This is a genomic window from Serratia sp. HRI (assembly GCF_010119335.3).
GTDB classification, from domain to species: Bacteria; Pseudomonadota; Gammaproteobacteria; order Enterobacterales; family Enterobacteriaceae; genus Serratia; species Serratia nevei.
The window spans coordinates 892,122-910,425 of the sequence record NZ_CP083690.1 but is presented as its reverse complement, the minus strand read 5'-3'; the positions used below and the strand labels follow the sequence as shown (position 1 = coordinate 910,425).

Annotated in this window: 19 protein-coding genes and 1 other annotated feature; of the genes, 9 read left to right on the top strand and 10 right to left on the bottom strand. The window is 63.1% G+C overall.

Annotated features, from left to right (window positions below; genetic code table 11):
• Together hisG and hisL are read right to left on the bottom strand one after the other, a co-directional pair.
• Entirely contained in the window at window positions 1-900 is a 900-nt protein-coding gene (hisG, locus tag GF111_RS04470) for an ATP phosphoribosyltransferase (protein WP_004938793.1), read from the bottom strand.
• A 71-nt stretch (window positions 901-971) separates the two neighbouring features.
• Window positions 972-1,098, bottom strand: a sequence feature (His leader region).
• Window positions 1,074-1,121 carry a his operon leader peptide gene (gene hisL / locus GF111_RS04465; RefSeq protein ID WP_100396937.1) on the bottom strand — a complete coding sequence of 16 codons (48 nt, stop codon included), beginning with the start codon at window positions 1,119-1,121 and terminating at the stop codon, window positions 1,074-1,076. It overlaps the preceding feature by 25 nt.
• 229 nt (window positions 1,122-1,350) lie before the next feature.
• Between hisL and GF111_RS04460 the strand changes: the two genes are divergently transcribed.
• Complete coding sequence (locus tag GF111_RS04460; protein WP_038881095.1) at window positions 1,351-2,175, top strand: SDR family oxidoreductase; 825 nt, start codon at window positions 1,351-1,353, stop codon at window positions 2,173-2,175.
• Between the two features lie 15 nt (window positions 2,176-2,190).
• Here GF111_RS04460 and GF111_RS04455 read toward each other — a convergent pair whose 3' ends face one another.
• Window positions 2,191-3,075, bottom strand: a complete 885-nt coding sequence (locus tag GF111_RS04455; protein ID WP_055312322.1) for a LysR family transcriptional regulator — start codon at window positions 3,073-3,075, stop codon at window positions 2,191-2,193.
• Window positions 3,076-3,212: 137 nt separating this feature from the next.
• On the opposite strand from GF111_RS04455, the gene GF111_RS04450 reads away from it, so the two are divergent.
• Window positions 3,213-4,403, top strand: coding sequence for an MFS transporter (locus GF111_RS04450; RefSeq protein WP_147191071.1), 1,191 nt, complete (start codon window positions 3,213-3,215; stop codon window positions 4,401-4,403).
• Here GF111_RS04450 and GF111_RS04445 read toward each other — a convergent pair.
• A complete protein-coding gene (locus tag GF111_RS04445) occupies window positions 4,394-5,299 on the bottom strand; it encodes a LysR family transcriptional regulator (RefSeq protein ID WP_047728053.1) in 906 nt (301 codons plus the stop codon). The two genes, GF111_RS04450 and GF111_RS04445, sit on opposite strands and share 10 nt — an antisense overlap.
• Window positions 5,300-5,547: 248 nt before the next feature.
• Between GF111_RS04445 and speB the strand changes: the two genes are divergently transcribed.
• The 4 genes from speB (at window position 5,548) to GF111_RS04425 (ending at window position 10,214) form a co-directional block, all read left to right on the top strand.
• On the top strand, window positions 5,548-6,480 hold the full coding sequence (gene speB / locus GF111_RS04440) for an agmatinase (RefSeq protein WP_033637774.1): 933 nt from the start codon (window positions 5,548-5,550) through the stop codon (window positions 6,478-6,480).
• A 77-nt stretch (window positions 6,481-6,557) separates the two neighbouring features.
• Window positions 6,558-7,943, top strand: a complete 1,386-nt coding sequence (locus GF111_RS04435) for a sodium:solute symporter (protein WP_055312324.1) — start codon at window positions 6,558-6,560, stop codon at window positions 7,941-7,943.
• 34 nt (window positions 7,944-7,977) lie between these two features.
• Complete coding sequence (locus GF111_RS04430; protein ID WP_147191073.1) at window positions 7,978-9,405, top strand: cytosine permease; 1,428 nt, start codon at window positions 7,978-7,980, stop codon at window positions 9,403-9,405.
• Window positions 9,402-10,214, top strand: coding sequence for a nitrilase-related carbon-nitrogen hydrolase (locus tag GF111_RS04425; RefSeq protein WP_147191076.1), 813 nt, complete (start codon window positions 9,402-9,404; stop codon window positions 10,212-10,214). Before GF111_RS04430 ends, GF111_RS04425 begins: the two co-directional genes overlap by 4 nt.
• 63 nt (window positions 10,215-10,277) lie before the next feature.
• Here the strand turns inward: GF111_RS04425 and GF111_RS04420 are convergent, their stop codons facing one another.
• The gene (locus GF111_RS04420; protein WP_055312326.1) at window positions 10,278-11,261 is read right to left on the bottom strand and encodes a magnesium and cobalt transport protein CorA; all 984 of its coding nucleotides are present in this window, start codon (window positions 11,259-11,261) and stop codon (window positions 10,278-10,280) included.
• Between the two features lie 11 nt (window positions 11,262-11,272).
• Window positions 11,273-11,692: a GNAT family N-acetyltransferase gene (locus GF111_RS04415; protein WP_055312327.1), complete on the bottom strand. Its 420-nt coding sequence runs from the start codon at window positions 11,690-11,692 to the stop codon at window positions 11,273-11,275.
• A gap of 131 nt (window positions 11,693-11,823) precedes the next feature.
• Between GF111_RS04415 and GF111_RS04410 the strand changes: the two genes are divergently transcribed.
• Complete coding sequence (locus GF111_RS04410; RefSeq protein WP_147191078.1) at window positions 11,824-12,924, top strand: PQQ-dependent sugar dehydrogenase; 1,101 nt, start codon at window positions 11,824-11,826, stop codon at window positions 12,922-12,924.
• A gap of 13 nt (window positions 12,925-12,937) precedes the next feature.
• Here GF111_RS04410 and GF111_RS04405 read toward each other — a convergent pair whose 3' ends face one another.
• The gene (locus GF111_RS04405) at window positions 12,938-13,558 is read right to left on the bottom strand and encodes a glutathione S-transferase family protein (RefSeq protein WP_048233208.1); all 621 of its coding nucleotides are present in this window, start codon (window positions 13,556-13,558) and stop codon (window positions 12,938-12,940) included.
• Between the two features lie 89 nt (window positions 13,559-13,647).
• Entirely contained in the window at window positions 13,648-14,304 is a 657-nt protein-coding gene (locus GF111_RS04400; RefSeq protein WP_004938759.1) for an HAD family phosphatase, read from the bottom strand.
• 107 nt (window positions 14,305-14,411) lie between these two features.
• Between GF111_RS04400 and GF111_RS04395 the strand changes: the two genes are divergently transcribed.
• Window positions 14,412-14,648 (top strand): hypothetical protein, encoded by a 237-nt coding sequence (locus GF111_RS04395; protein WP_071605323.1) that lies wholly within the window; start codon window positions 14,412-14,414, stop codon window positions 14,646-14,648.
• A complete protein-coding gene (locus tag GF111_RS04390) occupies window positions 14,593-15,615 on the top strand; it encodes an isopenicillin N synthase family oxygenase (RefSeq protein ID WP_047728039.1) in 1,023 nt (340 codons plus the stop codon). Before GF111_RS04395 ends, GF111_RS04390 begins: the two co-directional genes overlap by 56 nt.
• Window positions 15,616-15,674: 59 nt before the next feature.
• Here the strand turns inward: GF111_RS04390 and GF111_RS04385 are convergent, their stop codons facing one another.
• Both GF111_RS04385 and GF111_RS04380 read right to left on the bottom strand, forming a co-directional pair.
• Complete coding sequence (locus GF111_RS04385; protein WP_047728035.1) at window positions 15,675-16,820, bottom strand: PLP-dependent aspartate aminotransferase family protein; 1,146 nt, start codon at window positions 16,818-16,820, stop codon at window positions 15,675-15,677.
• Window positions 16,821-16,832: 12 nt separating this feature from the next.
• The gene (locus GF111_RS04380) at window positions 16,833-18,200 is read right to left on the bottom strand and encodes a cystathionine beta-synthase (protein ID WP_147191079.1); all 1,368 of its coding nucleotides are present in this window, start codon (window positions 18,198-18,200) and stop codon (window positions 16,833-16,835) included.
• Window positions 18,201-18,304 lie beyond the last annotated feature (104 nt).

Genomic DNA, 18,304 nt, shown 5'->3' with positions numbered 1-18,304 from the left:
TTACTCCATCATCTTTTCAATCGGCAGCACCAGAATCGAGCTGGCGCCGAGCGCTTTCAGTTTTTCCATGGTTTCCCAGAACAGGGTTTCGCTGCTCACCATGTGCATCGCCACGCGGTTCTGCGCGCCGGCCAGCGGCAGAATGGTCGGGCGCTCGGCGCCCGGCAGCAGCGCGACGATCTCGTCCAGCTTCTCGCTCGGCGCGTGCAGCATGATGTATTTGGATTCACGCGCCTGGATCACGCCCTGAATGCGGGTCATCAGGCGGTCGATCAGCTGCTGCTTGGCTTCCGGCATTTCGCCGTCGCGCTGAATCAGGCAGGCCTTGGAGCGGTAGATCACTTCCACTTCGCGCAGGCCGTTGGCCTCCAGCGTGGCGCCGGTAGAGACCAGATCGCAGATGGCGTCGGCCAGGCCGGCGCGCGGCGCCACTTCCACCGAGCCGTTCAGCAGGCAAGATTTAAAGCGCACGCCCTGCTTGTCGAGGTATTGCTTCAGCAGGTGCGGGTAAGACGTGGCGATGCGGGCGTCCTGCAGGCTTTGCGGGCCGGTATATTCGGCGTCGAGCGGGGTGGCCAGCGACAGGCGGCAGCCGCCGAAATCGAGGCGGCGCAGGGTGAAGTAGCGCGGGTCTTCGCCCTGAGCGCGGCGGCTGAGCAGCTCTTCTTCCAGCACGTTTTCGCCGATGATGCCCAGATCGACCACGCCGTCCATCACCAGGCCCGGAATGTCGTCGTCGCGCACGCGCAGGATATCGATCGGCATGTTTTCCGCGAAGGCGATCAGGCGCTGCTGCTGCAGGTTGATCTTGATGCCGCAGCGCGCCAGCAGCTCCTGGGATTCATCGCTCAGGCGGCCCGACTTCTGCATTGCGATCCGTAAACGTGTCTTGTCCAGCATGGTAACCTCTGTTTAATCTGTAATTTTATGAATTTATTGTAAAAACTATTCTTTTCTGTCCGTCCGGAGCCAAAAAAAAACCCTCGGAAGAAATCTTCCGAGGGCTCTCTCTTGCGTTCTGCGCGCCACTGGAAGATTAACAAACCGTCTTCCAGCACTCATCGCCTGAAAGACTAGTCAGGGTGATGGTGATGATGGTGGTTGAACTGAACGCGTGTCATGGTGTTTTTCTCTAATCAAAAGCCGGTAAAAACCGTATGCCAATTAAGCTAAACTATCCGCTGTCCACCACGCAACCCTTTTTTAACGTCATAAATTTAATTTATTGAAACAGGTTAGGTTATTAGCCGCAGACGGCTTTACCTAACCTTAAGCCGGGCAGATTGTATCGCTGTGCGCAGTGGCGTAGCCTTAGGGGTAGGGCGCTGCGATCTTCAGGAGAGGAAGAGGATGAAAAAGGTAGCCATTATTGGTTTGGGTTGGCTGGGCATGCCGTTGGCGTTAGCGCTGATGGGCCGCGGGTATGACGTGGTCGGCAGCAAAACCACGCCGGACGGCGTCGAGGCCGCGCGCATGAGTGGCATCGAATGCTATCAACTGGAGCTGACGCCGGAGCTGGTGTGCGATCCGGACGATCTGGAATCGCTGCTGCGCGTGGATGCGCTGGTGGTGACGTTGCCCGCACGCCGCACCGTCGAAGGCAGCGAGAACTATTTCAATGCGGTGCGCATGCTGGTGGACAGCGCGATGGCCTTCGGCGTGCCGCGGGTAATCTTTACCAGTTCCACCTCGGTGTATGGCGAAACCGCCGGCACGCTGCGCGAAGAGTCGCCGCTGCGGCCGGTCTCGCCGTCGGGCCGGGTGCTGGCCGAGCTGGAGCGCTGGCTGCATGAATTGCCGAACACCTCGGTGGACATTCTGCGGCTGGCGGGACTGGTGGGCGTCGATCGTCACCCCGGCCGTTTCCTGGCGGGCAAGCTCGATGTGAAGGGGGGGGCGCAGGGGGTGAATCTGGTGCACCAGGACGACGTCATCGCCGCCATCCAGCTGTTGCTGAAGCTGCCGAAGGGCGGTCACGTGTACAACCTGTGCGCGCCGCGTCATCCGGCCAAACGCGAATTTTATCCGGCGCTGGCCGAGCAGCTGCACCTGGAGCCGCCGCAGTTCGCCGACGAAGCGGAGCAGGATGAGCGGCTGGTGGACGGCAACCGCATCTGCAACGAGCTGGGTTTTGAGTACCAGTATCCCGATCCGGCGCGCATGCCGGTCAGTTAAGGCAGCATACGTCGTTTAAAGCGGGAAAAGGTGGCTCGTCACAAAGTCGACGAACAGCCTGATTTTGGCAGACAGGTGGCGGCCCGACGGCCAGAGGACATGAAAAACCATGTTCTCGCGGTCGTATTCATCCAGAACCGTCACCAGGCTGCCCTGTTCCAGCTGTCTGCGCACGGCGATCTCCGGCAAATAAGCGATGCCGAGCCCTTGTTCCGCGAAGCACACCTGCGGATCGAGGGTATTTGTCACCATGCTGGCCGGCCGTTCGGGGAGCATCTCCGTCTTGTCCCCCAGCGGCCAGACATCCAGTTTGCCGGTGCTGGGAAAGCGATAATGCAAACGGGCATGGCTTGTCAGATCCTCGGGCTTGCTCGGCATACCCGCTTTGTTGAAATAGCCCGGCGCGCCAACGAAAACCTTGCGGCAGGTGCCCAACCGGCGGGCAACCAGCCGTGAATCGCTCGGGGTTCCGCTGCGGATAACGGCATCGAAACCTTCCTCAATCACGTCAACCAACCGATCCGAATAATCAATATCCAGCTCGATCTCAGGATAGCGGCGCTTGAAGTCCCCCAGTTTTGGCATGAAAAGCGTGCCCAGCGACGGGAGACTGATGCGCAGCTTACCCTGGGGCGTTCCCCGCGTTTGCAACAGTTCGGCTTCCGCGTCTTTCACCTCGCTCAAAATGCGTCGGCACCTTTCCAGGAACAAGGCGCCTTCCGGCGTCAGGTTGACCGTGCGGGTGGAGCGGTGAAACAACCGCACGCTGAGCCGTTCCTCCAGCCGGGCGATGGTTTTGCTGACCGCCGACGCGGAGATCCCCAGCTGTTGCCCGGCCGCCGTGAAGCTGCGGCTTTCACTGACCCGCACGAAAACGTCGAGAGAACCCAAGCTTTCCATAGGCTTCCATTCTATTGATGACCTTTACGTCATGAGTGTTGTTCACTTTAGCCTGTTTTTCTTTTATCGGCGAGTGGGCAGCATGATGCAAACGTCATCCGCAATGGGCGGAAACATCTTTGAATGGGGAGTGATTGATGAATCAAACGACGATATCTGCGCCTGCCGGGAGCAGCGAACGGTTGCCGCTGGGGGGCCTGCTGGCGTTGGCGATGGCCGCTTTCATCACGCTGTTGACCGAGATCATGCCGGCGGGCGTGCTTTCTTCGATCGCGGGCGATTTGAAGGTGTCTGAAAGCCTGGCGGGGCAGTTCATCACCGCCTATGCGGTGGGGGCGTTGGTCGCCGCCATTCCGCTCACCGCATTGACGCAGGGCATGCGGCGCCGCCCCTTGCTCTTGAGTGCGATCTGCGGTTTTGCCATCGTCAACCTCGTCACGACGCTGTCGCATGATTACCACGTCTCATTGGCGACGCGTTTCTTCGCCGGCGTTTTCGGCGGCATCGTTTGGTCCTTGCTGGCCGGTTACGCCGTGCGCATGTCACCGGCCCATCTTGGCGGCCGCGCTATTGCGATCTCCGGCGCCGGCGCCACCCTGGCGCTGGTGCTCGGCGTACCGCTCGGCACGTTGCTTGGCCGAGCCATCGGCTGGCAGGGCGCCTTTGGCCTGATGACGTTGATGGCGGTGATGCTCGTGGTGTGGATCATCGCCATCGTGCCGGATTTCCCCGGCCAGGCTAAGGCGCATCGCCCGTCTCTGAGCGGCGTATTCTTGCAATGCGGGATCCGCGCCGTGCTGTTCGTGGTGTTCACCTTCATCGTTGCCCACAACATTCTGTATATCTACCTGGAGCCTTTCCTCACGCCGTCGGGATTATCCGAGCGGGTCGATATCGTGCTGTTTATCTTTGGGCTGGGGGCGATTGCCGGATTGGGCGTCGCCGGGATGCTGGTCGATCGGCGAGTCCAATCTCTTACGGTGATGAGTATCGTCATCTTTGCCCTCGCCGCCGTGTTGCTGGCAAGTGGGGGAAGGATAGCCCCGATGGTCTATCTCTCCGTCGCATTGTGGGGCGTGGCTTTCGGTGGCTTTGCCACCCTCACGCAGACGGCATTGTCACGCCTTTCCGGCCGCGCGGCCGACGTGGCGCAGTCCATGTATACGACGGGCTGGAATACCGCCGTGGCCGCCGGTGGCGCGATCGGCGGCATGCTGCTCGACAAGGGCGGAGCGGCCTCTTTTGCCTGGGCCATCATCGGGCTCCTCATCCTGTCTTTAACCGGCACGCTGTTTGCCATGAATCGGGCGCTGGCCTCTCAGCGATGAGGTGATTGGCGTGCGGCGCGCGCCAAATCCTCCAGCAGCGCGTTCAACGCCTCGTCGGGCTGGACAGGGCGGCTGACCAGGCTGAGCGTGGCGCGGTAAGAGAGCGCCGCGCCGCCCAGCTGCCGCAGCAGCCCCTGTTCCACCCAGCGCGCCGCGTAGTGGGTGGGCAGGTAGCCGAGACAGGAGCCGCTCAGCACCAGATGGGCGACGCTTTCCATATGATGGGCTACCGCAGCCAGGTGAGGCGGCGCGATCGGGCACAGCTGCTGCGCCAGCAGGTAGCCGCGCTTGACCCAGCGCGCGTTTTCAATCTGCTCGCGCTCCGGTTCTTCCACCGCGAACAGCGGGTGATCCGCACTGCAGTAGATCGCCTGCGTCTCCTCCAGCCATGGCTGATAACGCAACGCCTCCAACTGTTGGCCGAAGTAGCCGATGCCCAGATCGAGCTGCCGGTGCAGCAGCCCCTGCTCAATCTCGTTCGGTGAACAGATGCGGCACTGCAATTGCACGTCCTGATGTCGGCGCTGGAAGTGTTTGATGGCCTGGCTGAACGGGTTGCCCGGCAGCGAAACCAGATTATCCACCAGACCGATCTGCAGATCGCCGGTCAGCAGGCCGTTCAGCGACTGGCTGACCCGGGTGAAGTCGCGGGCGGCGTTGAACAGCGAGCGGCAGGCGATCAGCATGCGTTCGCCCTTGGGCGTCAGCCGGAAGCCGGAGCGGCCGCGTTGGCACAGGCGAAAACCCAGCCGGGTTTCCAGCGAGGCCAGGTGGGTGCTGATGGTGGATTGGTTCATCAGCAGCGTTTCCTGCGCGGCGCTGACGCCCTGGGCTTCTGCCACCGCGACGAACACCCGCAGCAGTTTCAGATCGATATCGCTTAGGTTGGTGAGCATTCCCCCTCCGCAGAACGTCGGCCGGTTAACCCATTTTTAACATCGAAGAAATAGGGGCGGCGCTGAAGATATGGCCTTCTTTATGGCATGAGGTGGAAATAAAAATCAATACTTCAATAAGTTAGTTGCATCGCGTTTTTCGATGTTTACATGCAAAAGCGGGAATGGTAGCCGGGATGGCCAACGGGGTAGTCTGCGAATGTTGCTCAAATGTTTCAATTCATCGCAGATCAAGACAAGGAAACGCCATGCTGAACCAACCCCAAAGCGGTAACGACATGCCGCGCTTTGCCGGTATTCCCACCATGATGCGCCTGCCCGCAGCCGATCAGGCGCACGGTCTGGATGCCGCCTTTGTCGGCATTCCGCTGGATATCGGTACCTCCAACCGCAGCGGCACCCGCTATGGCCCGCGCCAGATCCGCCAGGAGTCGGTGATGATCCGCCCTTACAACATGGGCACCGGCTCCGCCCCGTTCGAACGGCTGCAGGTGGCCGATCTGGGGGATGTCGCCATCAACCCTTACAGCCTGGCGGACAGCGTGCAGCGCATCGAGGCGGCTTACCACGAGATCCTGGCGCACGGCTGCATGCCGTTGACGCTCGGCGGCGACCACACGCTGACGCTGCCGGTGCTGCGCGCCGTCGCCCGTCGGCATGGCCCGGTCGGGCTGATCCACGTCGATGCGCATTCCGACACCAACGAGGAGATGTTCGGCGAACAGCTGGCGCACGGCACCACCTTCCGCCGCGCGTTCGAGGAGGGGCTGCTGGCACCCGAAAAAGTGGTGCAGATTGGCCTGCGCGGCAGCGGCTATGCGGCGGACGACTTCGACTGGTCACGCCGCCAGGGCTTCCGCGTGGTGCCGGCCGAGGCCTGCTGGCACCGATCGCTGACGCCGCTGATGGCGGAGATCCGCGAACAGATGGGCGATGCGCCGGTTTACCTCAGCTTCGATATCGACGGACTGGATCCGGCCTTCGCACCGGGCACCGGCACGCCGGAAGTCGGCGGGCTGTCGGTCTGGCAGGGGCTGGAAATCGTGCGCGGCTGCCATGGGCTGAACCTGGTGGGCGGCGACGTGGTGGAGGTGTCGCCACCTTACGATCGCTCCGGCAACACGGCGCTGCTGGCCGCCAACCTGCTGTTTGAAATGTTGTGCGTGCTGCCGGCCCGCTGAGGCCGGTGCGCTGACCCTACCGGCGGAGCGGTTGCGTCGGGGCCCCTGATAACAATAACAACGGAGTGGAGGTACCCATGAATCTCGATCTGCTGGTCGTGGTGTTTTACTTTCTGGTGATAGGCGCGGTGGGGTGGATGGGCATTCGCCGCGCCAATTCCAAAGAGGCGTATCTGGTCGCCGGGCGCAATCTGGGGCCGGGGCTGTATTTGGGCACGCTGTCGGCGGTGGTGCTCGGCGGCGCGTCGACCATCGGCAGCGTCAAACTCGGCTATACCTACGGCATCTCCGGCGTCTGGCTGTGCGGCGCGCTCGGGCTGGGCATCGTGGTGCTGAGCCTGGTGCTGGCCAAGCCGCTGCTCAAGCTGAAGCTGTATACCGTCAGCCAGGTGCTGTCGCGGCGCTATCACCCGGCCGCGCGGGTCACCAGCGGCGCGATCATGCTGGCGTATGACCTGATGGTGGCGGTGACCTCGATCATCGCCATCGGCAGCGTGATGCAGGTGATGTTCGGCCTGTCGTTCAGCGCGTCTATCCTGCTCGGCGGCGGGCTGGTGGTGCTGTATTCGACGCTGGGGGGGATGTGGTCGCTGACGCTGACCGACATCATTCAGTTCATCATCATGACCGTTGGCATGATGCTGGTGCTGATGCCGATGAGCATCGTCAAGGCCGGCGGCTGGGACGCCTTCACCAGCCTGCTGCCCGCCGGTTACTACCGGCTGTCGTCGATCGGGTTGGACACCATTCTGGTGTTCTTCCTGATCTACTTCTTCGGCATTCTGATCGGCCAGGACATCTGGCAGCGGGTGTTTACCGCCCGCAGCGCCAATGTGGCGCGCTTCGCTGGGCTGGGGGCGGGCGTCTATTGCGTGCTGTACGGCGTGACCGGTGCGCTGATCGGCATGGCCGGCAAGATCGTGCTGCCGTCGCTCAGCAACACCGACGGCGCCTTTGCCGCCATTGCGCAGGCGGTGTTGCCGGTCGGCGTCAGCGGGCTGGTGGCCGCCGCGGCGTTGGCGGCGCTGATGTCCACCGCCAGCGCCTGCCTGCTGGCCTCTTCCACCATCGCGCTGGAGGACGTATTGCCGGCCATCCGGCGCAAACCTTCCGGCGGGTTGGCGGCCGGGCGCTTCACCACGCTTCTCATGGGCATGGCCATGCTGGGGCTGGCGTTTGTGGTACGCGACGTGCTGGCGGCGCTGACGCTGGCTTACAACCTGCTGGTGGGCGGCATGCTGATCCCGCTGGTGGGGGCGATCTTCTGGCCGCGCGCCACCAGTGCCGGCGCCATTGCCAGCATGCTGACCGGCAGCCTGTGCGTGGTGGGGCTGATGGCCTGGCACGGCATCGACGCCAACAGCCCAATCTACGGCGGCCTGCTGGGCGGCGGCGTCGCCTTCGTGTTGGGCAGCCTGTTGAGCCGCCCGGCAGCGCAGCTGCAACCGCAAACCGAGCGCTGAGACGACGAGGCTAATGACCGCGACGAGGTGGAACATGAACAATCGCAATGTGGCGTCACGCCCAAAAATTGAAGTGCGCTCGATAGACTATGTGCCCCGTCACGAGCGGCATGGCAAGGTTTGGCATCAGGCGCCGTTTTGGTTCACCGGCAATTTCGTTTTGACGACGATGGTGGTCGGTTTCACCGGCCCGGCGCTGGGGCTGGGTGCGCTTTATTCGATGCTGGCCATTGCCGCCGGCGTAGGGTTCGGCACGTTCTTCATGGCGTGCCATGCCAACCAAGGGCCGCGCATGGGGCTGCCGCAGATGATCCAGTCGCGGGCCCAATTCGGCCTGCGTGGGGCCATCGTTCCCTTTGCCGCCGTGGTGTTTGTTTACATCGGCTTCAACGTGTTCAACGTTATTCTCGCGACCGATGCGATCAACACGGTGTTGCCGGGCCACCGTCTGCCCTGGTATGCGTTGCTGATCGCGGTGGCCGTGCTGTTGGCGATCGTCGGCCACGATATGCTGCATGCGGTGCAGCGCTGGCTGACCTATGTGATGATGGCGGTGTTCGGCGTGCTGACGATCGGCGCCGTGTTGTCGCTGCGGATGGACGCCGCCGTCGGCGCCGGGCATTTCTCGTGGGCGGCCTTTTTGATTCAGCTGTCGGCCGCCGCCGGTTATCAAATCAGCTACGCGGTGTACGTCTCCGACTACTCACGCTATTTGCCGCAGGAAACGCCGTCTGCCAACGTGATCTTTTGGACTTATCTGGGGGCGGCCGGATCGGCGCTTTGGCTGATGTCGCTGGGCGCATTTCTGGCCTCAGCCTTACCGGCCCCCGATGCGATCGGCAGCGTACAGGCAGTGGGTAATGCCGTCTATCCGGGGTTTGGCACGCTGGCCGTGCTGATCGCCGTGCCCTCGCTGGTCGGCATCATGGCGGTCAACTGTTATGGCGCAATGCTGACCAGCCTCAGCGCGATCGACGCGTTCTGTAAAGTGACGCCGACGTTGGGATTACGCATGACCGGCATTGGCGTTGTCGCCCTGACGGTGTTTGCGGTTGCGTTGGCTATCCCGGCGAGCTATCTCGCCAGCTTCAACACCTTCGTACTGCTGATGCTGTATTTCCTGGTGCCCTGGACGGCGGTAAATCTGATGGACTTTTACGTGGTGCGCGGTGGGCATTACGCGATCGGTGAAATCTTCAACCCGGCGGGGATCTACGGCCGCTGGGGGCGCTCCGGCCTGACGGCCTACGCGATCGGCCTGCTGGCGATGGTGCCGTTCATGACGTTGGGCTTTTACACCGGCCCCTTTGCTGTTTTACTGGGCGGCGCGGATATCGCTTTTCTGGTCGGCCTGCTGGTGGCCGGGAGCGTGTATGTCGTGATGTGCCGGAAGCTCGATCTTGAAGCCGAACGGCGGGTGGCGTTGTGCTGCGAGGGTTTATTGGAAGGAGAACGGGAGTGAAGGAAAAAATCAGCGTCGCATGCTGCCAGTTAGCGTTGCGGGTAGGGGAAGCGGAACATAACCGGGCGCTGTCCGCCCAGGCGATCCGCCGGGCGGCGCAGCGCGGCGCCAACGTCATCGTGTTGCCGGAGCTGGTGAACAGCGGCTACGTGCTGCGCGATAAGGCGGAGGCGCGGGCGTTGGCCGAGGCCGAAGACGGGCCTAGCCTCAGCCTGTGGCGGGGCCTGGCGCGCGAGTTGGATGTGGCGATCGTCGCCGGTTTCTGCGAACGCCTGCTCGATGGCGAGGTGGCCAACAGCGCGGCATTGATCGATGCGCAGGGGGTGAGGGCGATTTATCGCAAAGCGCACCTGTGGCACGAAGAGAGCACCATTTTTACCGCCGGCGATCGGCCGCCGCCGGTCATCGAGACCCGCTTCGGCCGGTTGGCGGTGATGATCTGTTACGATCTCGAATTCCCTGAGTGGGTGCGGCTGCCGGCGCTGGCCGGCGCTCAGCTGCTGTGCGCGCCGGTCAACTGGCCGCTGGCGCCGCGCCCGCAGGGCGAACGGCCGGCGGAGATGGTGAAGGCGCAGGCCAACGCCGCCGTCAATCGGCTGTTCATCGCGGTGTGCGATCGTTGCGAAACGGAGCGCGGCGTTGCGTGGATCGGCGGCTCGGTGATCGTCGACGCCGACGGTTACCCGTTGACGCAGAGTTTGGCGGGCGAAGGCATGGTGCTGGCATCGATGGATATCGGCGCAGCCGATGACAAGCACATCGGCCGCCACAATCACGTGCATCGCGATCGGCGGCCGATGCTGTATTGAAGCGGCGGGGCGGGCTGCCCCGCAGGGGGCTTTTTCCGGCGGAAACAGCCACCGTTTTGGCGCTTACAGCCAGCCCGATTTCTTCAGCTTCTGATACAGGAAAATGCAGCCGACGGCGGTCACCCCCAGCGTGGCGTGGTAGGCCCACGGGAACTTCAGCTCCGGCATGTCGGCGAAGTTCATGCCATACAGGCTGAAGACCACCGTCGGAATGGCCAAAATCGCCCCCCAGCCCGCCAACCGTTTCACCACTTCGTTCTGCTTGACCGTCACCAGCGCCAGGTTGACGTGCATGGCGTTGGTCAGCATTTCACGCATGTCGTCGATATTGCTGACCACCTGATGCGCGTGATCCTGCACGTCGCGCACATAGGCGCGCAGCTCTTTTGGGATCACCTCTTCGTGCAGGCGGATCAGCTGGTTGCATATTTCATCCATCGGCAGCGCGGCGTTGCGCAGCGCCAGCAGATGGCGGCGCAGGGTATAGACGTTCTCGATCGCCGCCTGATCGAACTCCGACTGGAACATGTTGGCTTCGATATTCTCGATGGTGCTCTCGAAGCGCGCCACCACGCTGCGGTAGTTGTCCACCACGAAGTCCAACACCGAATAGAGGGCAAAGCCCGGCCCGCGGCACATCTGCTTGCGGTTCTCTTCCGCCTTGGCGCGGATCGGCGCGTAGCTGGGCGAGGCGCCGTGGCGCACCGTCACCAGAAAGTTTTTGCCGACGAAGAAGTGGGTTTCACCGTATTCGATTTCGTCGTGCTCGCCCCACTGCGCGGTTTTGACCACGATGAACAGCGAATCGCCGTAGGTCTCCAGCTTCGGCCGCTGGTGCGCGCACAGCGCGTCTTCGATCGCCAGATCGTGCAGGCCGAACTCCTCCTGCACCTTGCGCATAAACGCCGGTTCCGGCTGCCGGAGCCCCAGCCAGACGAAGGTGTCCGGCTGTTTGACCACCTCGCTGATATCGTCGATGGTCACTTCGCCCAGCCGTTGGCCGGCTTTGTACGCCACACAGTTCACCACCATGCTTTTGCTGTCCATCCGTCCATCCATTAATCAGTCAGGGTTTTGGTGAGAAAATAACACTCATGTTCCACCGGATAATCTTTCAGCGTCATTTGCAGCTGATAGCCGAGTTTTTCGTAGAACGGCCGCGCCTGGAAGCTGAAGGTATCCAGGCGAGCGTAGCGGCAGCCGCGCGCCTGCGCCTCGCGTTCGGCGGCGCGCATCAACCGGCCGCCGAGGCCGCTGCCGCGTTGGGAGTCCGCCACCCACAGCCACTCGACGCTCAGCCAGTTGCCCCAGGTTTCGGCGGTCAGCCCGCCGATCACCGTGCCGGCCTCGTCGCGCGCATAGACGCTGAGCGGCTTGCGGTGGCTGGCGTCGATATGCGGCAGGTTGTAAGCGCGCAGGCCTTGCCTGATCGCATCGAGGGTGTGTTCGTCAATCGCGTCGGTAACGGTAATGTCCATGATTCCTCCTGGGTGATGCGTTAACTTAAGCACACTGCGGCCAAAAGGCAACCTGTTGAAATGTAATGCAAACGACCGCGCCCGCTGAGTGGGCTACACTAAACGGGTCATTTCACCCTCAGGAGGATGCCATGCCCCGATTGACTTTGCTGGCCGGTTTGCTGCTGTGCAGCGGCCTGCTGCACGCCGCGCCGACGGTCAGCCAACTGCAGGACGGCTTGGAACACCCGTGGTCGCTGGCCTTTTTGCCGGCGGAACAAGGTTTGCTTATCACCGAGCGGCCCGGCCGGCTGCGGCTGTGGCAGCAGGGCAAAGGCCTGTCGCCGCCGATCGCCGGCGTGCCGCAGGTTTACGCCGAGGGGCAGGGCGGACTGCTGGAGGTGTTACCGGCCCCCGACTTCGCCGCCAGCCGCCGGGTGTATCTCAGCTTCGCCGAAACGGGCGAGGGCGGCAAAGCCGGTACGGCGGTCGGCTACGGCCGTTTGAGCGACGACGGCGCGCGGCTGGAAAACTTCAAGGTGATCTTCCGCCAGCAGCCCAAGCTGTCGGTCGGCAATCACTTCGGTGGCAAGCTGGCGTTCGACCGGCAGGGCTACCTGTTTATCGCGCTGGGCGAAAACAACCAGCGGCCGACGGCGCAGGAGACCGACAAGCTGCAGGGCAAGCTGGTGCGGCTGACCGCCGAAGGCGCGGTGCCGCCGGACAATCCCTGGGTCGGCCAGGCCGGCAAACGGCCGGAAGTTTGGTCCTACGGCCACCGCAATCCGCAAGGGCTGGCGATGAACCCGTGGAGCGGTGCGATCTGGGAACACGAGCACGGCCCGCGCGGCGGCGATGAGCTCAACATCCCGCAGCCGGGTAAAAACTACGGCTGGCCGCTGGCCACCTACGGCATCAATTATTCCGGCCAGCCGATCCCGGAGGCCCGGGGGGAACGGGTGCCCGGCACCGAACAGCCGCTGCACTATTGGCGGGTTTCGCCCGGCCTCAGCGGCATGGCGTTTTATGACGGGCAGCGCTTCCCCGCCTGGCGGCACTCGCTGTTCATCGGCGCGCTGGCGCAAAAGGAGCTGATTCGCCTGACGCTGGAAGGCGACAAGGTGGTGGCGGAGGAGCGGTTGCTGGGCGATCGCGGCGAGCGCATTCGCGAGGTACGCAGCGGGCCGGATGGCTACCTGTATCTGCTGACGGACGAGCGGGACGGCAAGCTGCTGAAAGTCGGGGCGTCGTAACGCCCCGCAGCGATCAGGTGAGTTCGCTCATCACGCCGCGCTGGTAGGCCGGGCGAGCGCGCAGCTGCTGATACCAGCGCTCCATGTTCGGCCGCGAGCGGCGGGCGATCGGCATCTCGAACCAGGCGTAGGCGAAGCTGCCGAGCGGAATATCGCCGAAGCCGAACGCGTCGCCGGAGAGGTAAGGCTGATGCGCCAGCGCCTGTTCAATGACGTCGAAGTGTTTTTCCAGCGTGGCGATCGCCGCTTCGATTTTCGCCATGTCGCGCAGCTCTGGCGCGGTGCGGATCAGGCCCCAAAAGACGATGGTGAAGGCCGGAACGATGGTCGAGGTGGTCCAGTCCATCCATTTCTCGGCGGCGGCGCGCGCCTGCAGATCTTGCGGATAGAACGTCGCATCGCCGAATTTCGCCGCCAGGTAGCGCACGATGGTGTTGGACTCCCACAGCACGAAGTCATCATCCTGCAGCAACGGCACCAGGCCGTTCGGGTTCAGCGCGCGGTAACTCTCTTCGTTAACCTTGCCGAACGCGCCGCCGGCGTTGATGTGGGTATAGCTCAGTCCCAGTTCGGCGGCGCACCACAGCACCTTCCTGACGTTGTTCGAATTCTCACGACCCCAAATGGTCAGCATGGGATAACTCCGTTAGCGGATTAAAGAGCCTTAATACCTACGCCACAATGCGCTTTTTGTCACACCGCAGGGCACTTTTTGCCTGCCGCTCAGCGCTCCCAGCGGCACACTTCCCAGCCGTGCTCCGCCGCCAGCGCGCTCAACTCGCTGTCGGGGTTGATCACCGTAGCGCTGTCGACGAATTGCAGCATCGCCTTATCGTTGAGGGAGTCGCTGTAGCCGTGGCTGTGTTCGAATTTCAGGTGCGGATGCTGCGCCAGCCAGTGTTGCAGGCGGATCACCTTGCCCTGTTGGTAGGTCATGGTGCCGTAGGTGTTGCCGGTGAAGCGGCCGTCGCTGATTTCCACGCCGATCGCCAGCGCATCGTCGGCGCCGAGCTGTTCGGCGATCGGCGCCACCAGGTGCTCGCCGGTGGCGGAGATCACCAGGATGCAGTCGCCGCGCTCGCGGTGCCACTGCAGGCGTTCACGGGCGGCGGGGTAGACGCGCGGCAGGATATCGCGGCGAATGTAGCGTTGCACCCAGCCGGCCACGGTTTGCACGCTCAGGCCGGTCAGCGGCGCCAGCGTGGCCTGCATGTAGTCCTCCATCGACAGCTTACCCTGATAATAGAGCTGCATCAGCTGCTGCTCCTGCAGTTCCAGCTCCGCCGGCGCGAAGCCCTGGCCGACCAGCCAGCGGATCCACAGGCTGGCGCTGTCATCGTCAATCAGGGTTTCATCCAGGTCGAATAAGGCTAAATCCATCAGTATTTCTCCGGCAGGCAGGGTATGAGGTCGTTTACAGGATAGCGGATAGCGCCCATCGCCAGCCAGCGGCGTCGGCGAAATTGCGCAGAGCATAAGAAACATTGATGACGGTTTTGCGACAGTTTGTTGAACGTTTGCATAACTTAGAACGCAACAATATTGGCCGCCCCGGCGAGCGCGGTGATAACTATGAGGCAAACGCAGCCACCCGCCGGGGAGAGACAATGTTGATTATTCGCCTGTACGGCAGCCCGATCGCGATCGGGGAAGAAGAGGAACCGCATGATGACGCACCTGACGACGCTGAAGACGCTGCCGCTGCTGGATCTTTCGCAGCTTGACGGCGATGCGCGCCGGCGGCGCGCCTTTCTTGACGATTTGCGCGCGGCGGCCCGCGACGTCGGTTTTTTCTATCTGCGCGGGCACGGCGTGGACAGTGCGCTGAATGCGCGGCTGCAGCAGGGCGCGCGGCAATTTTTCGCGCTGCCGGAGGCCGACAAATTGGCGGTGCAGATGGTGCATTCGCCGCACTTTCGCGGTTACAACCGGGCGGCGGCGGAGCTGACGCGTGGCCAGCCGGACTGGCGCGAGCAGTTCGATATCGGCGCCGAACGCCCGGCGCTGACGCTGTCTGACGACACCCCGCGCTGGGCGCGCCTGCAGGGGCCAAACCAGTGGCCAGCGGCGCTGCCGACGCTGAAACCGCTGCTGCTGCAGTGGCAACAGGCGATGACCGCCATGTCGCTGCGGCTGCTGCGCGCTTTCGCTTTGGCGCTGTCGCTGCCGGAGCAGGCTTTCGATCGCTTGTACGGCGAGAAGCCCAACGAACACATCAAACTGATTCGCTACCCGGGGCGGGACGCTACCGGCAGCGCGCAGGGCGTCGGCGCGCACAAGGACTCCGGCTTTCTCAGCTTCCTGCTGCAGGACGAGCAAAAAGGGCTGCAGGTGGAGGTGAGCGAAGGGCGGTGGATTGACGCCCAGCCGCGTGAAGACACCTTCGTGGTGAACATCGGCGAGCTGCTGGAACTGGCGACCAATGGCTACCTGCGCGCCACGGTGCACCGGGTGGAAACGCCGCCGGCGGGGCGCGACAGGCTGTCGATCGCCTTCTTCCTCGGCGCGCGCTTGGACGCGGTGGTGCCGTTGTATCAACTGCCGCCGCCGCTGGCGGCGCAGGCGCGCGGCCCGGCCAGCGATCCGCTCAACCCGCTGCTGCGCGACGTGGGGTATAACTACCTGAAAGGCCGCATCCGTTCCCACCCCGATGTGGCACAGCGCTTTTATCGGGACGTCATCGGCGTCTGAACATCAGGCACAAAAAAGCCCGGCGCGCCGGCCGGGCTGATGGCGATTGATTCGGGCGATTATTCCGCCAGCGCCTGCTGCAGATCGGCGATCAGATCTTCCACATCCTCAATCCCCACCGACAGGCGCACCAGCTGCGGCGTGATGCCGGTTGCCAGGCGCTGTTCCAGCGGAATGGAGGCGTGCGTCATGCTGAACGGCTGGCTGATCAGGCTTTCCACGCCGCCCAGGCTTTCCGCCAGGGTGAACAGGCGCGAGCGCTGGATGACCCGGCGCGCATAGGCGTCGTCGCCTTTCAACCGCACCGAGATCATGCCGCCGAAGCGCGTCATCTGGCGCGCCGCCAGTTCATGCTGCGGGTGGCTCTGCAGGCCGGGATAGTAGACGTTTTCCACCTGTGGCTGGCTTTCCAGCCACTGGGCGATGCGCAGCGCGCTGTCGCTGTGGCGCTGCATGCGCAGGGCCAGGGTGCGGATGCCGCGCAGCGTCAGGAAGCTGCTGAACGGATCGAGAATGCCGCCGACCGCGTTTTGCAGGAAACCGAGCTGCTCCGCCAGCGCCGGGTTATCCCCCACCGCCGCGACGCCGGCCACCACGTCGGAGTGGCCGTTGAGGTATTTGGTGGCGGAGTGCACCACCACGTCAAAGCCCAGATCCAGCGGACGCTGCAGATACGGCGAAGCGAAGGTATTGTCCGCCACGCTGATAAGCTGATGCTTTTTGGCGATCGCGGCGATGGCGCTCAGATCCGCCAGTTTCAGCAAGGGGTTGGTCGGGGTTTCCACCCAGATCATTTTGGTATCCGGCTCGATCGCCTGTTCCAGCCCGGCGAGATCCGCCGGTGACACGTAGGTGACGCGCAGGCCGGCGGTGCGGCTGCGCACCTTTTCCAGCAGGCGATAGGTGCCGCCGTACAGGTCGTCCACCGCGATCAGGTGGCTGTCCTTATCGAGCAGCTCCAGCACCGTGGAACAGGCCGCCAGGCCGGAGGCGAAGGCGTAACCGCGGCTGCCGCCTTCCAGTTCGGCGATGGCGCTTTCCAGCGCGGTGCGCGTTGGGTTGGCGCTGCGGGAGTATTCGTAGCCGGTATGCTCGCCCGGCGCCGGTTGGGCGTAGGTGGAGGTGGCGTAAATTGCCGGCATCACGGCGCCGGTGGCATCCGGGGTGTAACCGGCGTGAACGGTCAACGTATCAAACTTGGCCATAATGGGTCCTTATTAACGTAATTTTTGGCGCCAGGCGTTAAGCACGTCTGTGCGGGTAATCAGGCCGAGGAAGCGCTCGCCGTCGAGCACCACCGCGACGTGGCCATGGTTGAAGGTGGCCTGCAATTCTTCGTAGCCGGCTTCTTTTTGCAGCGTATGGACCCGCTTGGTCATTGCGCTACTGGCCGGCAGGCTGAAGTGGGCGGCGTCGGCCTGGACGGCGTTCAGCAGATCCCACTCATCGATCAGGCCGACCACCCGATCGCCTTCCAGCACCGGCAGCTGCGAGATGTCGTACAGCCGCATGCGGGCGTGCACGATCGCCAGCGTGTCGTCCGGCGCGGCAGAAACGGCCGCACCTTCGTCGTGGCGGTAGGCGATCAGATCGCGCAGATCGCCGTGCTGCGGTTTGCTCAGGAGACCCTGTTCCAGCATCCAGTGATCGTTATACATTTTAGACAGGTATTTGTTGCCGCTATCGCAGACAAAGGTCACTACCCGCTTGGGTTCGGTCTGTGCGCGGCAGTAACGCAGTGCGGCGGCCAGCAGGGTGCCGGTGGACGAGCCCGCCAGCACGCCTTCCTTGCGCAGCAGATCGCGCGCGGTGGTGAAGGCTTCTGCGTCGCCGATGCGGTAAGCGTTGCGGACCTGGTCAAAGTCGCTGAGCGGCGGGACGAAGTCTTCGCCGATGCCTTCCACCAGCCAGCTGCCCGCTTCGCCGATGTGGCCGTTATCGAGATAGTCCGCCAGGATAGAGCCGGCAGGGTCGGCCAGCACGAATTCGGTCTGCGGCGAAATGTCGGCGAAGTAGCGGCTCAGCCCGCCCAGCGTGCCGCCGGAGCCGACGCCAACCACGATAGCGTCTACCTCATGCTCCATCTGCCGCCACAGTTCGGGGGCGGTGGTGGTGGTATGGGCCGCCGGGTTGGCCGGGTTGTTGAACTGATCGATATAAAAGGCGCCGGGGATCTCCCCGGCCAGGCGTTGGGCGTAATCCTGATAGTAAGCCGGATGCCCCTTGCCGACGTCCGAGCGGGTCAACAGCACTTCCACGCCCAGCGCACGCAGGTGGAAGATCTTCTCGCGGCTCATCTTGTCCGGCACCACCAGCAGCAGCTTATAGCCTTTCAGCGCCGCCACCAGCGCCAGTCCCAGGCCGGTATTGCCGGCGGTGGCTTCGATGATGGTGCCGCCCGGCTGCAGCTTGCCGTCGCGCTCGGCCTGTTCGATCATCGACAGCGCCACGCGGTCTTTGATCGAACCGCCGGGGTTTTGATTCTCCAGCTTGACGAACAGCCGGCACGGGCCGGTATCGAACTGGGTCAGTTCCAGCATCGGGGTATTGCCAATCATCTCGATGACGGAATGGGGGATCGTCATGACTTATCTCCAGGATTATTCGGTATAAAAGTCGTTATATGGATGATAGCGCTGATGATAAGCGCTTTAAAAAGAACAAATAACGGCTCTATATGCCATTATGG